At 61.8% G+C, this 17,911-nt stretch carries 16 protein-coding genes; 4 read left to right on the top strand and 12 right to left on the bottom strand.

Translation table 11 applies throughout. The features are described 5' to 3' along the window. Window positions 1-78: 78 nt before the first annotated feature. The 4 genes from BWP39_RS20945 to BWP39_RS20930 all read right to left on the bottom strand — a co-directional run bounded on the left by BWP39_RS20945 (window position 79) and on the right by BWP39_RS20930 (window position 5,635). The gene (locus BWP39_RS20945) at window positions 79-1,842 is read right to left on the bottom strand and encodes a S10 family serine carboxypeptidase-like protein (RefSeq protein WP_133116902.1); all 1,764 of its coding nucleotides are present in this window, start codon (window positions 1,840-1,842) and stop codon (window positions 79-81) included. A gap of 472 nt (window positions 1,843-2,314) precedes the next feature. Beyond that, entirely contained in the window at window positions 2,315-3,904 is a 1,590-nt protein-coding gene (gene ahpF, locus BWP39_RS20940; protein WP_096723693.1) for an alkyl hydroperoxide reductase subunit F, read from the bottom strand. Between the two features lie 162 nt (window positions 3,905-4,066). Next, a complete protein-coding gene (ahpC, locus tag BWP39_RS20935) occupies window positions 4,067-4,630 on the bottom strand; it encodes an alkyl hydroperoxide reductase subunit C (protein WP_091006251.1) in 564 nt (187 codons plus the stop codon). A 129-nt stretch (window positions 4,631-4,759) separates the two neighbouring features. Then, window positions 4,760-5,635: a LysR substrate-binding domain-containing protein gene (locus BWP39_RS20930; protein WP_096723691.1), complete on the bottom strand. Its 876-nt coding sequence runs from the start codon at window positions 5,633-5,635 to the stop codon at window positions 4,760-4,762. A 129-nt stretch (window positions 5,636-5,764) separates the two neighbouring features. Between BWP39_RS20930 and BWP39_RS20925 the strand changes: the two genes are divergently transcribed. Then, window positions 5,765-6,649 (top strand): hydrolase, encoded by an 885-nt coding sequence (locus BWP39_RS20925; RefSeq protein WP_096723689.1) that lies wholly within the window; start codon window positions 5,765-5,767, stop codon window positions 6,647-6,649. A gap of 51 nt (window positions 6,650-6,700) precedes the next feature. Beyond that, the gene (locus tag BWP39_RS20920; RefSeq protein WP_096723687.1) at window positions 6,701-8,089 is read left to right on the top strand and encodes an MFS transporter; all 1,389 of its coding nucleotides are present in this window, start codon (window positions 6,701-6,703) and stop codon (window positions 8,087-8,089) included. A gap of 25 nt (window positions 8,090-8,114) precedes the next feature. On the opposite strand, the gene BWP39_RS20915 is transcribed toward BWP39_RS20920, so the two are convergent. The 6 genes from BWP39_RS20915 to BWP39_RS20890 all read right to left on the bottom strand — a co-directional run bounded on the left by BWP39_RS20915 (window position 8,115) and on the right by BWP39_RS20890 (window position 14,010). After that, complete coding sequence (locus tag BWP39_RS20915) at window positions 8,115-8,474, bottom strand: L-rhamnose mutarotase (protein WP_207557001.1); 360 nt, start codon at window positions 8,472-8,474, stop codon at window positions 8,115-8,117. Between the two features lie 22 nt (window positions 8,475-8,496). Then, window positions 8,497-9,615 carry a mandelate racemase/muconate lactonizing enzyme family protein gene (locus BWP39_RS20910; RefSeq protein WP_096723685.1) on the bottom strand — a complete coding sequence of 373 codons (1,119 nt, stop codon included), beginning with the start codon at window positions 9,613-9,615 and terminating at the stop codon, window positions 8,497-8,499. A gap of 26 nt (window positions 9,616-9,641) precedes the next feature. Continuing rightward, a complete protein-coding gene (locus BWP39_RS20905; protein ID WP_407944810.1) occupies window positions 9,642-10,433 on the bottom strand; it encodes a carbohydrate ABC transporter permease in 792 nt (263 codons plus the stop codon). 103 nt (window positions 10,434-10,536) lie between these two features. Further along, the gene (locus tag BWP39_RS20900) at window positions 10,537-11,508 is read right to left on the bottom strand and encodes a carbohydrate ABC transporter permease (protein ID WP_207556999.1); all 972 of its coding nucleotides are present in this window, start codon (window positions 11,506-11,508) and stop codon (window positions 10,537-10,539) included. 12 nt (window positions 11,509-11,520) lie between these two features. Next, window positions 11,521-12,873 (bottom strand): ABC transporter substrate-binding protein, encoded by a 1,353-nt coding sequence (locus BWP39_RS20895; protein WP_096723679.1) that lies wholly within the window; start codon window positions 12,871-12,873, stop codon window positions 11,521-11,523. Window positions 12,874-12,945: 72 nt separating this feature from the next. Further along, window positions 12,946-14,010, bottom strand: a complete 1,065-nt coding sequence (locus BWP39_RS20890) for an ABC transporter ATP-binding protein (RefSeq protein WP_096723677.1) — start codon at window positions 14,008-14,010, stop codon at window positions 12,946-12,948. Between the two features lie 240 nt (window positions 14,011-14,250). Here BWP39_RS20890 and BWP39_RS20885 point away from each other — a divergent pair, with 240 nt between their 5' ends. Continuing rightward, window positions 14,251-15,048, top strand: a complete 798-nt coding sequence (locus BWP39_RS20885) for an IclR family transcriptional regulator (protein ID WP_096726059.1) — start codon at window positions 14,251-14,253, stop codon at window positions 15,046-15,048. A 6-nt stretch (window positions 15,049-15,054) separates the two neighbouring features. Here the strand turns inward: BWP39_RS20885 and BWP39_RS20880 are convergent, their stop codons facing one another. Together BWP39_RS20880 and BWP39_RS20875 are read right to left on the bottom strand one after the other, a co-directional pair. After that, on the bottom strand, window positions 15,055-16,056 hold the full coding sequence (locus BWP39_RS20880) for a zinc-binding dehydrogenase (RefSeq protein ID WP_170043883.1): 1,002 nt from the start codon (window positions 16,054-16,056) through the stop codon (window positions 15,055-15,057). Between the two features lie 62 nt (window positions 16,057-16,118). Beyond that, complete coding sequence (locus BWP39_RS20875; protein ID WP_096723673.1) at window positions 16,119-16,964, bottom strand: TIGR04222 domain-containing membrane protein; 846 nt, start codon at window positions 16,962-16,964, stop codon at window positions 16,119-16,121. Window positions 16,965-17,191: 227 nt separating this feature from the next. Here BWP39_RS20875 and BWP39_RS20870 point away from each other — a divergent pair, with 227 nt between their 5' ends. Further along, window positions 17,192-17,815 carry a type VI secretion system amidase effector protein Tae4 gene (locus tag BWP39_RS20870; protein WP_096723671.1) on the top strand — a complete coding sequence of 208 codons (624 nt, stop codon included), beginning with the start codon at window positions 17,192-17,194 and terminating at the stop codon, window positions 17,813-17,815. Window positions 17,816-17,911 lie beyond the last annotated feature (96 nt).

The following is a 17,911-nucleotide window of genomic DNA, read 5'->3' as shown; positions in this document are numbered from 1 at the left end:
GGCGCGAATACACAGCTACACAGCTACGCAGTCCCGCAGCGCAGAACGTCGCTGCGTATGCTGTGTATTCGCCATGATTTAGTTTGCAGCGGCTTTCACTGCGCTCGACACCGTCGCCACATTCGTGGCAGCCGGCGTACCCGCAGGTGTCGCGTCGGGCCATGCGTTACCCAACCCGGCAAGCGTCGTCGCGCCCTTGACCGCGCCGCTCTGGTAGTACTGCACCAGGTCAGGCAGCAATTGCTGACGTGAGCCGTCGTCCAGGTAAATCATGTGGCCGCCCGTGTACTCCTTGATCTGCACATCAGCCTGCAAGTTCGGCACTGTCTTCAGGCGGGCCAGTTCATGTTCGGTGTTGACGTACGGTGTGGCGAGATCGTGCCAGCCGTGCAGCGTCAGCACCTTCAGCGCCGGGTTCAGCTTGATCGCGGCGAGCAGGTCCGGCACCGTGTCGGGCAGCACCTGTCCGCCATGCGAGAAGTCCCATGCGGCGATGACATCGTTGTTCAACGGGAGATACGTCGCATTCGGCGCCTTGTACTTGAGCACGTTCGGCATCTGCGTCGCGAGCGCATTCGTGAACGGCGTCGAGATCAGGATGTCCGACGGATCGGAATCGCTTGCGAGTCTCGGGTCCGAATTCGGCAGCGACACGCGTCCGTCATACCGGCCGATCGTCGAACCCGGCACCAGCGACGTGCCATAGAACGCGTTACCGAAATACGCATTCAGCGCGGACACCGACATGCCGGTCAAGCTGTTCCACTGCGCGTAAGTGGGCGAATCGGGAAAGAGCGGATTCGGTACCAGCGGTGAACCTGCAAATTCGAATGTCGGTCCGTACTTCGCAAGCGTGGTGTACTGGGTCGTGACGAAGCTGCTTAGTTCCGGCGCGTAAGCAAGCGGGCTCGACGGCGCCGGGCTGACCTGGCCAAAGAACGCTGCGACTTGCGCAAACGACGGGAACAGACCCGCCATCGAATCGGTGCTGTATTTGAGCGCCGAGTTGTTGTCACCGAAGCTCTGCGCGAGGTTCGGCATGCCCGAGAAGTAATTCAGGATCGGCGATTGCAGCACGACGCCGGTCAGATGCACGCCAGCTGTTTCGAGCGCAAGCGACAGCATCGCGGTGCGCGGGCCGCCATACGATTCCCCGTACAGATAGGTCGGCGAACCGCCGCGATGATTGGCCGCGATATAGCGCTTGATAAAGTCGCGCATCACGTTGACGTCCGGGTCAGCGCCCCAGAACGTCTTGTTGGTGTTCGGCAGAATCGCTTCAGATAGACCGGTGCCGGGCGGATCGATAAACACCATGTCGGTGGTGGCGATCAGGCTTTCCTTGTTCGGCACTTCCGGGTAGTTCGGCCAGTTGCCCATGTAGGGATCGGGCGTCGCTACACGGGTCGGCGCGAACGAGCCGAGACGCAACCAGATCGACGCCGATCCTGGTCCGCCGTTATAGAAGAACGTCACCGGGCGGTTCGAGCCATCCTGGCTAGGCGCCGTGTAGGCCACGTATGACATCGACGCTTCAGGTTGCCCCGACGGACTGGTTGCAGTCAGGTGGCCTGTCGTCGTCGTGTACGCGATGTTCTTGCCGCTGCCATCGGTCCATTGATGATTCGCGACAGCGACCTGTTCATTGGCCTGCGCCGCGTTCAATCCATCGCCGGCCTTGCCGGAATAGGCGGTGTTGTCGACGGTCGGCTGATCGGCTGCGGTGCCGACATCGCCGCCGCAACCGGACAGCGCAAGCGCGAGTGTTAATGCCGTGACGCCAAGACCAATCTGCGTGACGCGTCGGAGCGGGAGATAGGGTGATTCGTGGGTGCCTTGCATCGCTTCTTTTCCTCCTCGTGAGAGTGCCGTGTTTATCCAGCGCGCTGGCGCAGACTGATCCGCACCGACGTGCAGGAGCCTCCGCACAGCGGTGTCTCTGTATATTCAATAGGTCTAACTAAGCTGCTTTAACTAAGCTGCTTTTACTGGTCGCGACCGGAGTGCCATGACAGTCTGACTATCCGTCTCGCCTTGCGGGAGATCGCCGGGTGAACGATGGGTCGTGCTGAATTGAGCGTGACGATAGCACAGGGTTTGTGAGCGTTTGTCACATCTCGGTGGTAGGCGTTGGCAGCAGAAATGGCGGGGATTTGAAAGTCGTTTTGTCTCAGCGGTTTAACGCGTTTATGCCCAGCAGAAGAGTGGTCTCTGCAGAGCAGAGTGCGACGTACAACGACATGCAGCGGAAAAAAATAAATCGCCCGCGCCCCTTTTGCGAAGGACGCGGGCGATATCCAACTGACTGCTGCGATCAGGCTTCGGCCAGCGCCTCGTCGCGCGGGCTTTCTTCTTCGACCGAGCTGCGGATCAGATGATCGAATGCGCCGAGTGCGGCCTTGGCCCCTTCCCCCACGGCGATCACGATCTGCTTGAACGGCACCGTCGTCACATCACCGGCGGCGAAGACGCCGGGCACCGAGGTCGCGCCCTTCGCATCGACGACGATCTCGCCGTGCTTCGACAGATCGACGGTACCCTTCAACCACTCGGTATTCGGCACGAGACCGATTTGCACGAACACGCCTTCGAGTTCGATGTGCTTCGTCTCACCCGATACCCGTTCCCGATAGACGATACCGTTGACCTTACGGCTGTCGCCGGTAATCTCGACGGTCTGCGCCTGCGTAATGATCGTCACGTTCGCGAGACTGCGCAGCTTGCGTTGCAGCACCTCATCGGCGCGCAGTTGCGCGTTGTATTCGAACAGCGTCACATGGTTCACGATGCCGGCCAGATCGATGGCTGCCTCGACACCGGAGTTACCTCCACCGATCACCGCCACGCGCTTGCCCTTGAACAACGGACCATCGCAATGCGGGCAATACGCGACACCATGATTGCGATACTCGCGCTCGCCCGGCACACCGATTTCGCGCCAGCGCGCGCCGGTCGCGAGCACGATCGTCTTCGCACGCAGCACCGCGCCGCTCGCCAGATGCACCTCGTGAATGCGACCCGGAATCAGCGCTTCGGCGCGCTGCACATCCATGATGTCGACTTCGTAGCTTTTCACGTGCTGTTCGAGCGCCGTTGCGAACTTCGGCCCTTCGGTTTCCTGCACTGAGACAAAGTTTTCGATGGCAAGCGTATCGAGTACCTGGCCGCCGAAGCGCTCGGCCACCACACCGGTCGCAATACCCTTGCGTGCCGAATAGATCGCGGCTGCCGCACCGGCTGGACCACCGCCGACGATCAGCGTGTCGAACACCGGTTTGTCCTGCAACGCTTTGGCTGCGCGCGCACCGGCGCCGCTATCGAGCTTCGCGAGAATTTCCTTCACGCCGCTGCGACCCTGGCCGAACACCTCGCCATTCATGTAGACCGTCGGTACCGCCATAATCTGGCGCGCGTCGACCTCGTCCTGAAACAGCGCGCCATCGATCGTGACCTGACGGATGCGCGGGTTGATCAACGCCATCACGTTCAGCGCCTGCACGACTTCCGGGCAGTTCTGGCACGACAGCGAAATATAGGTTTCGAAACGATAGTCGCCATCGAGTTCGCGAATCTGCTCGATCACGGCATCGTCGAGCTTGACCGGATGACCACCCACTTGCAGCAGCGCGAGTACCAGCGACGTGAACTCATGGCCCATCGGAATACCGGCAAAGCGGATACCCGTGTCCTTGCCTGGCTCGCCGATCGAGAACGACGGCTTGCGTTCTGCGTCGCCGCGACGCTCGATGACCGTCACACGTGCCGACAGCGACGCGATATCGTTCAGCAACGCGAGCAGTTCCTGCGATTTCGCGCTGTCATCGACCGAAGCCACCAGTTCGATCGGCCGGGTGAGCTTTTCCAGGTACGTCTTTAACTGAGTCTTGAGATTGGCATCCAGCATGGCGATTTCGATTCCGTGACGATGAGGGACAGCGCGGCGTCAGCGCCGCGCAATGCAGTAGGGAAAGCGTGTGAATCCGCGGCGAACCGACGGCAGCGAGGCCGACGGGCCGCTTGCGGGCGGCGCCGCTAAACGACGCGCCCGCAGGAAGCGCTAACGCGCTTAGATCTTGCCGATCAGATCGAGCGAAGGCGTCAGCGTTTCAGCGCCCGGGGTCCACTTCGCGGGGCACACTTCGCCCGGATGCGCGGCGATGTATTGCGCGGCCTGCACCTTGCGCAGCAGTTCGCTAGCGTCGCGGCCGATGCCGTTGTCGTGGATCTCGCACAGCTTGATCTCGCCATGCGGGTTGATCACGAACGTGCCACGCAGCGCCATGCCTTCTTCTTCGATCAGCACGTCGAAGTTGCGCGACAGCGTCAACGTCGGATCGCCGATCATCGGGTAACGGATCTTGCCGATCGTGTCCGACGTGTCGTGCCATGCCTTGTGCGTGAAATGCGTATCGGTCGATACACCGTAGATTTCGACGCCGAGCTTCTGGAATTCGGCGTAACGGTCAGCCAGGTCGCCGAGTTCGGTCGGGCACACGAACGTGAAGTCGGCGGGATAGAACACGACGACCGACCACTTGCCTTTCAGGCTTTCTTCGGTGACCGGCACGAATTCGCCGTGGTGATATGCGGTTGCCTTGAAGGGCTTGATCTGGCTGTTGATGATCGGCATTACTGGGTCCTTTATGGGAAGGGGTGAGAACGTGGACGCAGTATGAAGGTGGCGCTTAATTTGTAAAAATTGATTGATTTCATTCAATTCATTGCAAAAACCTATGACTCACCGAAACCCATGACCAGCCTAGCCAAGCGCCTGCAGTAGCTGCTGCCGGACCGCCGCCGTAATGCCCGGATGGCGCCCGCTTTCGAGCATGCCGATCACCCGCGCGGCCGGACGGAACGGCAGCGGCAACGCCACCACCGATCGGTCGCGTGCCCACGCGACATGCTTGAGGAGCGGCACGATCGAGATCCCGACGTTCTGCCGGACGAGATCGATGATTGCCGCCACCGAGTTGACCTCCAGCACTTCGTTCGGCTTCACGCGCATCCTGCGCAACGTCTGCTCGACTTTCGCCCCCGTGTCCGAGGCCCGGTCGAAGCGCAGAAACGGCTGGCTTTTGAGCAGCGCCCCGACGTCCGCGTGGGCCGACGCGATCCGCGTGCTGGCGAGCAGCATCAGCGGTTCTTCGTAGAGCGGTGTCCATTGCACGCGCACCGGAATGTCGTGCTGCGGCTCGACGACGAGCGCCGCATCGAGTTCGCCCGCCTCGGCCTGCTCCGCGAGCGCCCCCGAGTAGCCGAGCACGAGCTTGACCTCGAGCGCCGGATGGCGCGCCTTCAGCGCCACCAGACTCTCGGTCAGAAAGCCCATCGCCGAAACGATCGCACCGACCGTGATCGTGCCGGCGATTTCCTCTGCGGCATCGGTGTCGGCGAGCATCGCTTCGTAAGCGGCGACGATCTTGCGCGCATGCGGTATCAGCGCGCGACCGGCCGGCGTCAGTGTGACGACGCGGCGCGAGCGGTCGAACAGCGGACGCCGCAGTTCGTCTTCGAGCGCGCGCATCTGCTGTCCCACAGCGGCCTGGGTCAGTGCGACGCGGTCGGCGGCCGCGGCTAGCGAGCCGTGCTTTTCGACGGCGAGGAAAGTACGCAGAAAACGGATCGTGCTCATGGGAAAGCGGCGGGCGCCGGCCTCTCAAAGATAAAGAGTTATTTTATCTTTGGTAAAGATAAATCAATTAGTGTTTTTGAATGGGCGAATCCACAATGTTGGCACGACGTTCACTACTGACTGCCCATCATGTCCACTTCCTCGCACGAAACCGCCGGCGCAACCCCAGGCGACGCCAACACCCGCGCACAGGCGCTCTACGACTACGGCTCGACCACCGTCTTTGCCCACCGCAACGACCCGCGCTTCGCCTACACGCTGTACGTGCCGCCCGCCCTCCAGGACCCGTCGAACAACGTCGAACTCGTCGTCGCGATGCATGGCACCGGGCGCCAGTTCATCGGCTATCGCGACGCGTTCGCGGCATTCGGCCGCTGGAACAACTGCGTGGTGCTGTGCCCGCTGTTTCCGGTCGGCGTGCTCGGCGACGGCAACCGCAGCGGCTACAAGCATTTGATTGAAGGCGACATCCGTTACGACCGCGTGCTGCTCGACATGATCGACGAGGTGGGTAGCCGCTACGGCAAGACCTTCGACAGTTTTGCGCTGTTCGGTTTCTCCGGCGGCGGACAGTTCGTCAACCGTTTTGCCTATCTGCATCCGGAGCGCCTGTGGGCGGCGTCGATCGGCGCACCGGGCTCCGTCACACTGCTCGACGCAGGGCGCGACTGGTGGGTCGGACTGCGTGGTTTCGAGCAGCGCTTCGGCAAGCGCTTCGATCTCGATGCATTGCGCCGTGTGCCGGTTCAGATGGTGGTGGGCAAGGCCGATCTGGAAACGTGGGAGATCACCTTTCAGGAAGGCATCGGGAACTACATGCCAGGTGCGAACGATGCGGGCGCAACGCGTCCCGAGCGGCTGAAAACGCTGCAGAAAACGTTCGAAGCCGCAGGCGTCAAGGTGCAGTTCGACGAGTTGCCCAACGTCGCGCACAACGGGATGCAGGCCGTCGAAACGGTGCAGGAATTCTTCGCGAAAACGTTGCGTGCGCGACGTGCGCAGACGGTGCGCTAGCAACGATATGCCAGCCGCACGAGGCACACGAGGCGCAAGAGGAGACAACCGATGAATATCGATCCCGTTGCAGGCACACCCTCCCCGTCCCCGCGATCGCTCTCGCCTCGCGAGATGCGCCGTGCGATCGTCACGTCGGTGCTCGGCAACGGCTTCGAATGGTTCGACTTTCTCGCCTACGCGTACTTTGCGAAAGTCATCGGTCAGGTATTTTTCCCCGGTGGCAACAGCGTTGCTTCGTTATCGCTTGCACTCGCAACGTTCGCGCTCGGCTTCGTCGTCAGGCCGTTCGGCGGCGTGCTGCTAGGCATTTACGCGGATCGTGTCGGTCGCGCCCGCGCGTTCTCGCTGCTGATGCTGATGATGGCCACCGGCACGCTATTGCTCGGACTCGCGCCGGGCTACGCGACGATCGGCGTCGCCGCGCCTCTGCTGGTCGTGCTCGCGCGATTGATACAGGGTCTCGCGATTGGCGGCCAGTTCAGCATGTCGGCGGTCATCGTGGTGGAGAGCGCACCGCCCGGCAAGAAGATGTTCTACGGCAGCTTCAACATGTCGGCGCAGGCGCTCGCGACGCTGCTGTCGGCGGGGCTCAGCTATCTGCTGACCGACCATCTCAGTGCCACTGCGCTGACCAGCTGGGGCTGGCGCGTCCCGTTCCTGATCGGTGCGCTCGTCGGGCCACTCGGCTTCTATATTCGCCACCGGGTCAGTGAATCGCCCGAGTTCAATGCGCTACGCAAACTGCCACGTGAAAAAGCGGTGGGACTGAGCGCCGCGCGCAACTTCATCGACAAACAGGGGGACGCCGCATTGTGCGCGATCGGCGTGATGGTGATCGGCACGGCGTCGAGCTATCTGTGGAACGCGTATATGCCGGTGTACGTCGAGCGCCAGTTGCATCTGCCAATGAAGTGGGCGTTGTTCGGCACGTTCGTCGCGAGCAGCATGAACTTCGTGCTGTTTCCGTTTGCAGGCAAACTCGTGGACCGCTTCGGTGCGTATCGTCTGTTCTACCCGGTCGTGATTACGTGGGCCGTGTGTACGCTGCCGTTGTTCTGGTTCATCGTATCGGCGCCGTCGGCTGGCAGACTGCTGAGCGCGCAGATCATCGCGGCGCTGTTTCAGGTCGCCATTGCGGCAGGCCATCCGGGCATGCTCGCCACCCTGTTTCCGGCCCATGCACGCACGACCGGTGTGGCGCTCTCGTACAACCTCGCCGTGACGCTGTTCGGCGGCATGGCGCCGCTCACGGTGACGTTGCTCACGCAACAGACCGGCAGTCGTTTCGTGCCCGCGTTCTATGTGATCGCCGCGGCGTTGATCTCGCTCGCGCTCGTGCGCTTCACGCGGACGGGCCAGGCCGCGCTTGCCGCCGATCGCGCCCACCGTGCGCAGCGCGCGCAAATGTCCTCGTTGCCCGATCCGCTGATCGAATGACCGGCAGGCCGGTAGTGGCAACCGCTCATTCTCCGTTCTCGCCTGCAGACTGGGCGTGCAGGTTGAATACTTCATCCATCGGTTGCCAGAGACCTGCGCCCTGCGCATCGGCGAGCGGCTGCTGGAATGTCGCCATCAACTGCTCCCACTCCTTCACGCGCGGATGACTGCTCGCGGTCACGACGAGTTGTGCGAGGTCGAACGACGGGGCGGTTTCGATCAGCATGGTCAGACGATTGCCGCGTCGCCAGATCGTCATGTCATGAATGCCGGATAGCCGTAGATGGTCGAGCACCTCGGGCCACACTGCGCGATGGTAGCGATCGTACGCGGCGATCGAAGCGGGATCGTCGCGCAGATCCAGCGTCAGGCAATGACGCAGCATGGTGTTCTCCTTTCGCGTCATGTCATGCGGCGGCCTGGTGATCGACGAACAGATGCACGTGCTGAGTCGCACCGATCGCATCCCAGTCCCAGTCGATGCCAAGCCCCGGCTCCTGCGGCGCGACCGCGAAGCCGTCTTCGATCTGCACACGCCGGCCCGTCAGCGTGTCGAGCTGCGGGATGTACTCGACCCACGTCGCATTCGGCACCGCGGCGCACAGACTCACGTGCAGCTCCATCAGGAAATGCGGGCAGATGTCGACGTTCAGCGCCTCTGCGACATGCGCAACCTTCAGCCACGGCGTAATGCCGCCGACGCGTGCCACATCGGCCTGCACGATCGCGCAGGCATCGGCCTTCAGGTACTCGCCGAACTGCCCTGCGTGATACAGCGATTCACCGATCGCAACCGGCACCGACGTGGACAGGCACAGGCGCCGGTGTGCATCGAGATTTTCTGCGGGCATCGGTTCTTCGAGCCACGCGAGACGCAGCGGCTCGAACGCGCGGGCCCGACGCAACGCTTCTGCAAACGTGAAGCCCTGGTTCGCATCGGTCATCAGTTCGAAGCCATCGCCGACGGCCGCACGCACTGCTTCGAGCCTGCGCACATCTTCGGACAGATGCGGGCGCCCTACCTTCAGCTTCGCGCCACGAAAGCCATCGGCCTGCGCCTGCAGCGTCTGTTCGACCAGTTCCTGCTCCGACAGATGCAACCAGCCGCCCTCAGTCGTGTAGGTGCGAATGCGCTGCTTCGCACCGCCCGCCGCAATCCACAGAGGCAATCCCGCGACGCGTGTATTGCGATCCCACAGCGCGGTATCGATCGCCGCGAGTGCGAGGCTCGTGATCGCCCCCACGGCTGTTGCATGCGTGTGAAAGAACAGGTCGCGCCAGATCGCCTCGTATTCCGCAGGGCGACGCCCGATCAGTTGCGGCGCGAGATGGTCGCGCAGCAGCGCAACGATCGACGAACCGCCGGTGCCGATCGTGTACGTATAACCGGTGCCGGTACTGCCGTCGCTGCAACGCACAGTCACCAGCACGGTTTCCTGCACGACGAACGACTGGATCGCGTCGGTGCGTTTCACTTTCGGCTGCAGGTTGATCTGGCGGATCTCGACCGCATCGATTGTCGTCATGAGTGCCCTCTTCTTTTGCGCTGCGCCTAGCCCTTCACACCGCCGAGCGTCAGCCCGGCGATCAGATGCTTTTGCACGATGAATGTCAGGATGATGGCCGGCACGATGATGACAACGGCCATCGCGCACATGCCGGCCCAGTCGACCGAGAACTGCGCGGTGAAGTCCATCAGGCCGACTGGCAAGGTCTTGGTATCGGGGCTGCGGCACAACTGCGTCGCGAGTGCGAATTCGTTCCAGCTCGTCAGAAACGCGAAGATGCCGGCCGATGCGATGCCCGAGCGCGCAAGCGGCAACTCGATGCGCCAGAACGCCTGCCACCGGTTGCAGCCGTCGATCTGCGCCGCCTGCGACAGCTCGATCGGTACTTCGCGAAAGAATCCGTCGATCAGCCACACGGTGAACGGCACATTCATCGCGAGATACACGATGATCACGCCGATGCGCGTGTCGAGCAGACCGGTCCACGCCCACAGCATGAAAACCGGTAGCGACAGCGCGATGCCGGGAATTGCGCGCGTCAGCATCAGCAGCACGAAGAACACGTTCTTGCGGCGAAACTCGAAGCGCGCGAACGCATAGCCGCCCAGCACACCGACGACGAGCGCAGCCGCCGTGCTCACGCACGAGATGATCACCGAGTTGACGAAGTACTGGCGCACAGGCAGCGAGGCCATCTGCCCGAAGCCGAACATGCTGCGGAAGTTGTCGAGCGTGTAGCTGCTGGCCGCGAACGGCGACTGGTTCGACAGGATCGCGACGTTCGAGCGGAACGCGTTCAACACGACCCACAGACCTGGCAGACAGATGATCGCCATCACGACGAACACGCCGAACCACAACCCGAAGGTTTTTAGCCACTGGCGCGGCGCCCGTTCATCGTGTAGCTCTGCTGCGCGCAAAGAGAGATCGCTCATGATGTCAGGCCGGCCCCATGTGCCGGCGCGCGGCGTTCAGTTTGCGGAAGAAGTACAGCGTGAAGAGGATCGACACCAGTACCGACACGTAGGCGATCGCGTTGGCATAGCCCATGTGCGAATCGTCGTAGGCGATACGCCCGACCATCGTCCACAGCAGTTCGGTGCGCCCACCCGGACCGCCGTTGGTCATGATCCGCACGATGTCGTACGCACGGCCGACGTCGAGCGAGCGGATCGTCATCGCGATGTAGATGAACGGCATCAGGTACGGCAACGTCACGTAGCGAAACGTCTGCCACGGCGAGCAGCCGTCTACCTTCGATGCCTCGATCGGATCTTTCGGTAGCGCCATCAGCCCCGCGAGCAGAATCACCGCGAACACTGGCGTCGAGTTCCACACTTCGGCTGCAATCAGCGATGCGAGCGCCGTATGTTCATCGACGAGAAACGGAATCGCGCTCTTTACGCCGAACACCGATTGCAACAGGCTGTTGATCACGCCCGTGCTGTCGTTGAGCATGAACTTGAACTGGAAGCCGACCAGCACCGGCGAAAACATCATCGGGAACATCATCACCGTGCGCAGTGCGCGCTGCCCGGTCGTGACACGGTTCAGCAGCAGCGCGATGCCGAGGCCGAACAGCAGTTCCAGGTTGAGCGCGACGGTCAGAAACAGCACGGTGCGCCCGAATGCCGCCCAGAAATCGGCATTCGAAAACGCTCGCAGATAATTGCGCAGGCCGATTACATGCCACAGCGTTTCGGGATCGGTAAGCCGGTACGACGTGAAGCTCGTGTATAGCGAGAACAGCAGCGGCAGTACCACCACGATCGCCACCGACACAAACGCGGGCAGCAGCAGCCTGGCCGGCAGCGACAGACGGCTGCCGAATGCGCGCAGGCCGCCTGCGGTACCTGATACACGTTGCGAATGAGTCGGCAAGTCTTCGCCGCTACGAGGTTCGACGTTCATCATCACTCGCGGTCAGTCATTATCAGCCGCGTCCTGCATGATGTCGGACACACGCTTCGCGGCATCGTTGAGCGCCTGCGCCGAAGTCTTGTCACCGATGATCGCCTTCTGCAGTTCAGGCCACAGCGCGTTCGAGATCTCGTTCCATTGCGCAATCCGCGGCGGTGTGAACGAATCTTCCTTCGCAGCGGTACTGAACACGGCAATCGCGTTCGCCATGAACGCATCGTGTTTCGCGTCGAACTCCTTCGCTGCGTCGCGCTGCGCATCGAGCCGCGAGGGGATTGTGCCGAGGCGTGCTTCGACCATCTGCGAATCGTGGCTCGTCAGGAACTGAATGAAGCTTGCGGCGACTTCAGGCCGGTCGCAGGTTTTCGTAATCGAGAAGCTGTGCGAACCCGACCAGCCCGGCCGGCGATTGCCTGCGCCAAGCGGCGCGCGCACGACGCCGACCTGGCCCGCGAGCTTCGATGTTTTCGGGTCGTTGTAGAACGACGCAAAGCCCGGCCAGTCCATATCGAGCGCCACCTTGCCTGCGGCGAAGTTGTTGCCGAGGTCGTCCCACACATAGCTCGGCGCGCCCTTCGGCACCACACCGTCCTTGTACAGATTGACGAACCAGTCGAGCGTTTTCACACCGATCGCCGAATTGAAAACCGGGTGCATCTTCGCGTCGAGCAACTGGCCGCCGTTTGCTACCAGCAGCGAGTAGAACGTCCCGGTCAGCGCTTCGTCCTTGCCCGGAAACTGCGTGCCGTAGAAGTTCGGCGCCTTGGTGAAGAACTTCGCCTGCTGGGTGAATTCGGCGTAGTTGGTGGGCGGTGCGAGCGCCTTACCGAACTGCTTGCGATACGCGGCCTGGTTAGCCGGATCATCGAATGCGACCTTGTTGTAGTACAGCGCCTCGACATCGGTCGAACGCGGAATCTGCACCAGATGCCCCTTCACTTCCGACTGCTTCAGCAGGTTCGGCGCAAACTGCGCCAGATAATCCGCCGGGAACAGCCCTTTCAGGTCGCGGAAGATCGGATACTGCGCGGCAAAGTTCGTATGGTTCGACGACACGCAGTAGCCGATGTGATTCGATGCGATGTCCTGCTTCAACTCGCGGTCGAGTTCGAAGTGACTCTTGCGCGACACGATCTCGACCTTCGCGCCACTCTGCTTTTCCCACAGTGGAATGCGCGTGTACAGCGCTTCGTACTGCACGCCGCCGATCAGTTTGACGCGCAGCGTGTAACCCTTGTACTCGTTGTCGGCGCGTGCGACGCCAGCCGACACGATACCCGCCAGAGCGAGCACCGAAACTGCGACGCGTACGATCGCGCCGCTCCTGCCTGTCTTTGCTTTCGTGGTGTCGCGCATGGCGTGTCTCCTGATGTCGTTATATGAACGTCGGTTCGTCGTGCTCGTTCTGGTGCTGTCGATGTGCGTGCGTTACCGCAGCCGGCGCCCGCTGTCCGGGTCGAACAGAAACACATGACCAGGCGTCGCGCGCAACTGCGCGAGCGCACCTGGCCGCAGCCCGGATCTCCCGTTGACCGTCACGCAACACGGTGCGCCGGCGACCGTGCCGAACAGTTCGGTGGCCGCGCCTGTCGGTTCGACGACGTTCACGGTGAAAGCGAAGCCGTCGGCGTCGCTCAACTCGAGATGCTCGGGCCGCATGCCGATCGTGACGGACTGACCGTCGGCAGCATGCACGCGCGGAGCGGGCAGCATGACGTCGCCGATGCGCACGCGCGCACCGTCCGCGGTACTCGCGTAGTGACCGGTGAACAGGTTCATCGCCGGCGAGCCGATAAAGCTCGCGACGAACAGATTGTCGGGATCGTCGTACAGGTCGAGCGGCGCACCGACCTGCTCGATCGTGCCGCCGTTCAGCACGACAATGCGATCGGCCATCGTCATCGCTTCGATCTGGTCGTGCGTCACGTAGACAGTGGTGGCCTTCAGCCGCTGATGCAACGCACGGATTTCGGCGCGCATCTGCACGCGCAGCTTCGCATCGAGGTTCGACAGCGGCTCGTCGAACAGAAATACCTTCGGGTCGCGCACAATCGCGCGGCCCATCGCGACACGCTGCCGCTGGCCGCCCGACAGATGCCGCGGATAACGGTCGAGCAGCCCCTCCAGACCAAGGATCGACGCCGCCTCGCGCGCCCGCGAGTCGATCTCGGCGGGTTTCAGCTCGCGCAGCTTCAGTGCGAACGTCAGGTTTTCGAGCACACTCATGTGCGGATACAACGCGTAGTTCTGGAACACCATCGCGATGTCGCGATCTTTCGGCGGCAGATTGTTCACCACCCGGCCATCGATCAGGATGCGCCCATGCGTCACCCCTTCGAGCCCGGCCAGCGCGCGCAGCAGCGTCGACTTGCCGCAACCGCTTGGGCCCACCAGCACGAGGAACTCCCCGTCACGTACGGTCAGGTCGATCTGCTTGAGCACCTGGACGGCACCGAAAGACTTCTGCACCTGCTCGAATGCAACCTCGGCCATCCGGCGTCTCCTCCTTCTGTGTTCGCGTTATATCGCGTGAGCGAAACCGGGCTTCAGCCGCGCCAGATCATGCTCATCGAGTCACGCCGATCATTTTATTCGTAAAACTAGATTTTATATTTGAAATTATGCTCGGTGTTTTCCCCAGCGTGCCGGCACCGGTAACCGGCACGAAACGCGCTCTACAATCACGTCATCGCGGCTGCCGCCGCCGCAGCCATGCCATTGAAGGGAGTCACGTTGGACACCACGCGTTATTCGGCCCCTGCGCTCGAAAAGGGCCTCGACATCATCGAACTGCTTGCCGGTCATCCGGAGGGGCTGTCGCTCGTCGACCTGGGCCGCGCGCTCGGCCGCACGACCGCGGAAATTTTCCGCATGGTCGTCACGCTGCAAACGCGCGGCTATCTGGTGGCGACCGGCGAGCGCTACGCGCTGTCGCTGCTGCTGTTCCAGCTCGCGCATCGGCATCAACCGGTGCGCTCGCTGGTGTCGACCGCGCTGCCGTTGATGACCCAGCTCGCTGGCGAGGTCAGGCAGTCGTTCCATCTATGCGTCTATCAGGCGGGACGCGTGCTGATCGTCGCGGGTGTCGAGAGCCCGGAGCGCTGGGGGTTTTCGTTAAAGGTCGGCACGCTGATCGGCATGACCGATACCGCGTCGGGTCAGGTGCTAATGGCGTTCCAGGAAGAAGCCGAACGCCGAGAGATGCTCAGGCTGCACGTACCCGTGGATGGCGAGCAGACCATCGACGAAAAGACCCTCGCACACGATCTCGCGCAGATCCGCCAGCGCGGCTTCGCGCGGATGCAGAGCCGTCAGGTCAAGGGCGTGCGCAATCTTGCGTATCCGGTGTTCGGCCGCCACGGCCATGCGATCGCAGCGCTGACTACGCCGTATATCGAACGCATCGACAACGCGCCGGTGCCCGCGATGGCGGAAGTCGGCACGCGGATGAAAGAGGCGGCGCAAACGCTGACGTCGCTGATGGGGCTCAACGTGTATTGGGAAAGCGGTCAGCAGGAAGCGGAGGAATAGCGGACGTTAAGGGTTAGTCAGAACGAGCTTGCCCTGCACGGTACCGGTTGCCAGCAACTCGATCGCCCGTCTCGCGTCGAGCAGCGGAAACGTCGCGCTGATCAGCGGATCGATCTGTCGGGTGGCGAGTAACGCGAAGATCTTCGGCAGATCTTCGTGGAACGGTTTACGGTTCTTGCGATACAGCGCGGTGATGCCGTAGAACGTGCCGCGCCGTCCTCGCAATCGCGAGCCCACGAAGAGATTGATGAACATGCGCGCAGTGGCGAGCTTGCCGCTGACGGCCATGAATCCGAAGCCAACGACAGTTCCGCCGCGCCGCGCGGCGCCGATGCATGGTCCGATGCTGGTGCCACCCACCGCATCGAACACGTGATCGACCCCAGCGGGTTCGAGCGCACGAACAAGGCGATCGAGCGGCCCCGCACGGTAATCGACGGGGATCGCGCCAAGCGCGCTCACCGTCTCATGCTTGCTCACCGATGCAGCGCCATAGATCTTCACTCCAGCCAACCGCAGCAACTGCAGCAACGCACTGCCGACACCCCCTGCTGCGCCCGTCACCAACGCAGTCTGACCGGCCTGCACGTGCGCCACGCGATGAATCATTTGCCAGGCCGTCACGTAGTTGAGTATCACCGCGGCCGCGTCGACATCGGAGACGCCGACGGGAATCGGCACGAAATCGACTGCGTCGCGAACCAGCATTTCGCCGAAACCGCCGTGCACCGTCAACGCCGCAACCCGTTGACCGATCGCGAAACCGGTCACACCGTCGCCGATCGCATCGACGACACCTGCCATTTCATAGCCCGGCACGAAGGGAAACGGTGGCGCATAGAGATACTGGCCCGCCAGCATGATCAGGTCGGTCGAGCCGACGCCAGCCGCACGAATGCGCACGCGCAACTGTCCCTGGGCGGGTGCCTCGACGGGCAGTTCGACCGGTTGTAGAGACTCGGGGCTGCCCGCTTTTGTCAGCATGATCGCGCGATACGTAGCTGCCATGTGTGTCCTCATCCTGGAACGATTGCTGGAGCAATTGCCGGCGCCATTGCACGCCCGTGCGTTCAATCGGAATTATTGGTCTGCGCCATCAGCGCCGGAATCCATGCCATGTCGCTACCCGCCAGCGCATCCTGTCCGTACAACGCAACCGACTGACCGAGCATCTTGATGTCGATGGCGTCGCCTTGATCGGCACGCGCGGTCTTGAAGTCCGGGTGATGCTGCGTCGCCGACCACACGATGTATCGCCCCAGGGGCGTGACGCGACCCGGCAGCGCGACGACGAGCATGGTGACGAAAGACCATGCGATAAATTCCTGCAACAGATCCTGCGCATCTGCTGCCATCGCAAGACCCGCGACACCACCGGTCTCGATCGTCATCGACCGTGCGAGATACGCGACGCCGCCAACCTCCGCCGCCAGTAACAGCGCAAACGGCAACATGTTTGCGAGGTAATTCAGCCACCATGTCCGCGATCCCAACAATCGCATGTAACCGACTGCGATCAGTTCGCTGCGCATCTGCGCAATCAGCTTTTTGCGCTTGAGCAGCGACTCCAGTCGTATCAGCAGTTCGTTAAGCATGGACGGCGTCTTAGCGGCTTCCAGCGTCTGGCGTTCGACGTCGTCGAGTTCATCGTCGGAGGTGCGGTTCGCGGTGAGGACGCCGGCCACACCAGGCACCAGGATCTTGCGGCCGATCAGCCGCACGACACCCGTCAGCGCAACCCGCGACACGCCGCCACTGATCAGCGCCATCTTGTAGGCTGAAATCTTCGCGATCTGCATCGTCGAGCCGGCGCGCCAGACCCGCCGCTCGTGTACGACGCGCCAGACCAGTGTCATCAAGAGCGCGAACGCAAATGCTGAACCGTATGCGAGCCACACTACCGTCGAGTCGAGCATAGATGTTCCGAAGTTACCGCGTCTGACACGCTTGTCGGTTTGACGTCTGTCAGTGAAAAGTTCTTAACGAATCCATGTTTCGGGCACGAATAACGACACGCATTGTGAACAATGGCCAAATATTGTGACCGGGTGACAAATGTTATCAATTCCGAGTCATTTCATGGTGTATCTGTTTCTCCGGCCCGTGTGCTGCACATGCTTATCAATTGGGACGGATCCCGACCATGCCGAACAGGAAAACTGTAGTCAAAACAAACTCGACACCGAACTCTGTCAAGGAAGTCCATCTGAATGTTCTGACCTTCCGGGAGTTGTGGGACAACTATGCGACGGGTAATCCGTACGACGACCCGGATGGACAGCACGGCAATCAATGTGCGATCCGCATGAGTGTGACCTTCCATCGTGTCGGTATCGAAATGAAGTCGTTCTCGCAAAAAGTGGTCAAGCCCGCCCCAGGCAAGGCGAGTATCGGCCGCATTCTGCTCGGCGGTAAGGCCACTGCTACGCGTGCTGACGAGTTGGCCGAGTGGCTACAATTGCGACCGATCGCTGGGCTTCGTCCGGCGGAGAACATTACTGGACCAGACTGGTCGTCCAGAGTCAAAGACAGAACCGGCATCATTGCTTTTTTGCGGTACTGGTCCCGCGAGCGCGAAAAACCGGAAGATGCAAGCGGCGGCCATATCGACCTCTGGAACGGATCCCGACTAACCATCAGTAGCCCAGCCAACTCGTTTGCGACGATGGGTCGAATGCTGGGTATGGATTCGTTTTTCGCGGAATACCCGTTCGGCTTTTCCGATCTCGGACAGTCAAAACAAATCTTGTTCTGGGAAATGAAGTGAAAAGATTTCTGGCACTCGTTTTCTTTGCCGCCGTTGGGCTGGCCGCGGGCTGGCTAGCCTCCGGATTATTCCTCGCATTTTCTCCGAGATGTGGGT

This window comes from Paraburkholderia acidicola, from assembly GCF_002362315.1.
Lineage (GTDB): Bacteria > Pseudomonadota > Gammaproteobacteria > Burkholderiales > Burkholderiaceae > Paraburkholderia > Paraburkholderia acidicola.
Note: the sequence above shows the minus strand (reverse complement) of the source record. Positions and strands in the feature narration are given on the sequence as shown.

Excerpts from the sequence above, each read along its gene's own strand:
- ahpC (WP_091006251.1), bottom strand. The coding sequence starts at position 4,630 with ATGCCGATCATCAACAGCCAGATCAAGCCCTTCAAGGCAACCGCATAT.
- BWP39_RS20900 (WP_207556999.1), bottom strand. The coding sequence starts at position 11,508 with ATGAACGTCGAACCTCGTAGCGGCGAAGACTTGCCGACTCATTCGCAA.
- BWP39_RS20890 (WP_096723677.1), bottom strand. The coding sequence starts at position 14,010 with ATGGCCGAGGTTGCATTCGAGCAGGTGCAGAAGTCTTTCGGTGCCGTC.
- BWP39_RS20875 (WP_096723673.1), bottom strand. The coding sequence starts at position 16,964 with ATGCTCGACTCGACGGTAGTGTGGCTCGCATACGGTTCAGCATTTGCG.
- BWP39_RS20910 (WP_096723685.1), bottom strand. The coding sequence starts at position 9,615 with ATGACGACAATCGATGCGGTCGAGATCCGCCAGATCAACCTGCAGCCG.
- BWP39_RS20870 (WP_096723671.1), top strand. The coding sequence starts at position 17,192 with ATGCCGAACAGGAAAACTGTAGTCAAAACAAACTCGACACCGAACTCT.
- BWP39_RS20920 (WP_096723687.1), top strand. The coding sequence starts at position 6,701 with ATGAATATCGATCCCGTTGCAGGCACACCCTCCCCGTCCCCGCGATCG.
- BWP39_RS20925 (WP_096723689.1), top strand. The coding sequence starts at position 5,765 with ATGTCCACTTCCTCGCACGAAACCGCCGGCGCAACCCCAGGCGACGCC.
- BWP39_RS20915 (WP_207557001.1), bottom strand. The coding sequence starts at position 8,474 with ATGCTGCGTCATTGCCTGACGCTGGATCTGCGCGACGATCCCGCTTCG.
- BWP39_RS20945 (WP_133116902.1), bottom strand. The coding sequence starts at position 1,842 with ATGCAAGGCACCCACGAATCACCCTATCTCCCGCTCCGACGCGTCACG.
- BWP39_RS20930 (WP_096723691.1), bottom strand. The coding sequence starts at position 5,635 with ATGAGCACGATCCGTTTTCTGCGTACTTTCCTCGCCGTCGAAAAGCAC.
- BWP39_RS20905 (WP_407944810.1), bottom strand. The coding sequence starts at position 10,433 with ATGGCGATCATCTGTCTGCCAGGTCTGTGGGTCGTGTTGAACGCGTTC.
- BWP39_RS20895 (WP_096723679.1), bottom strand. The coding sequence starts at position 12,873 with ATGCGCGACACCACGAAAGCAAAGACAGGCAGGAGCGGCGCGATCGTA.
- BWP39_RS20880 (WP_170043883.1), bottom strand. The coding sequence starts at position 16,056 with ATGGCAGCTACGTATCGCGCGATCATGCTGACAAAAGCGGGCAGCCCC.
- ahpF (WP_096723693.1), bottom strand. The coding sequence starts at position 3,904 with ATGCTGGATGCCAATCTCAAGACTCAGTTAAAGACGTACCTGGAAAAG.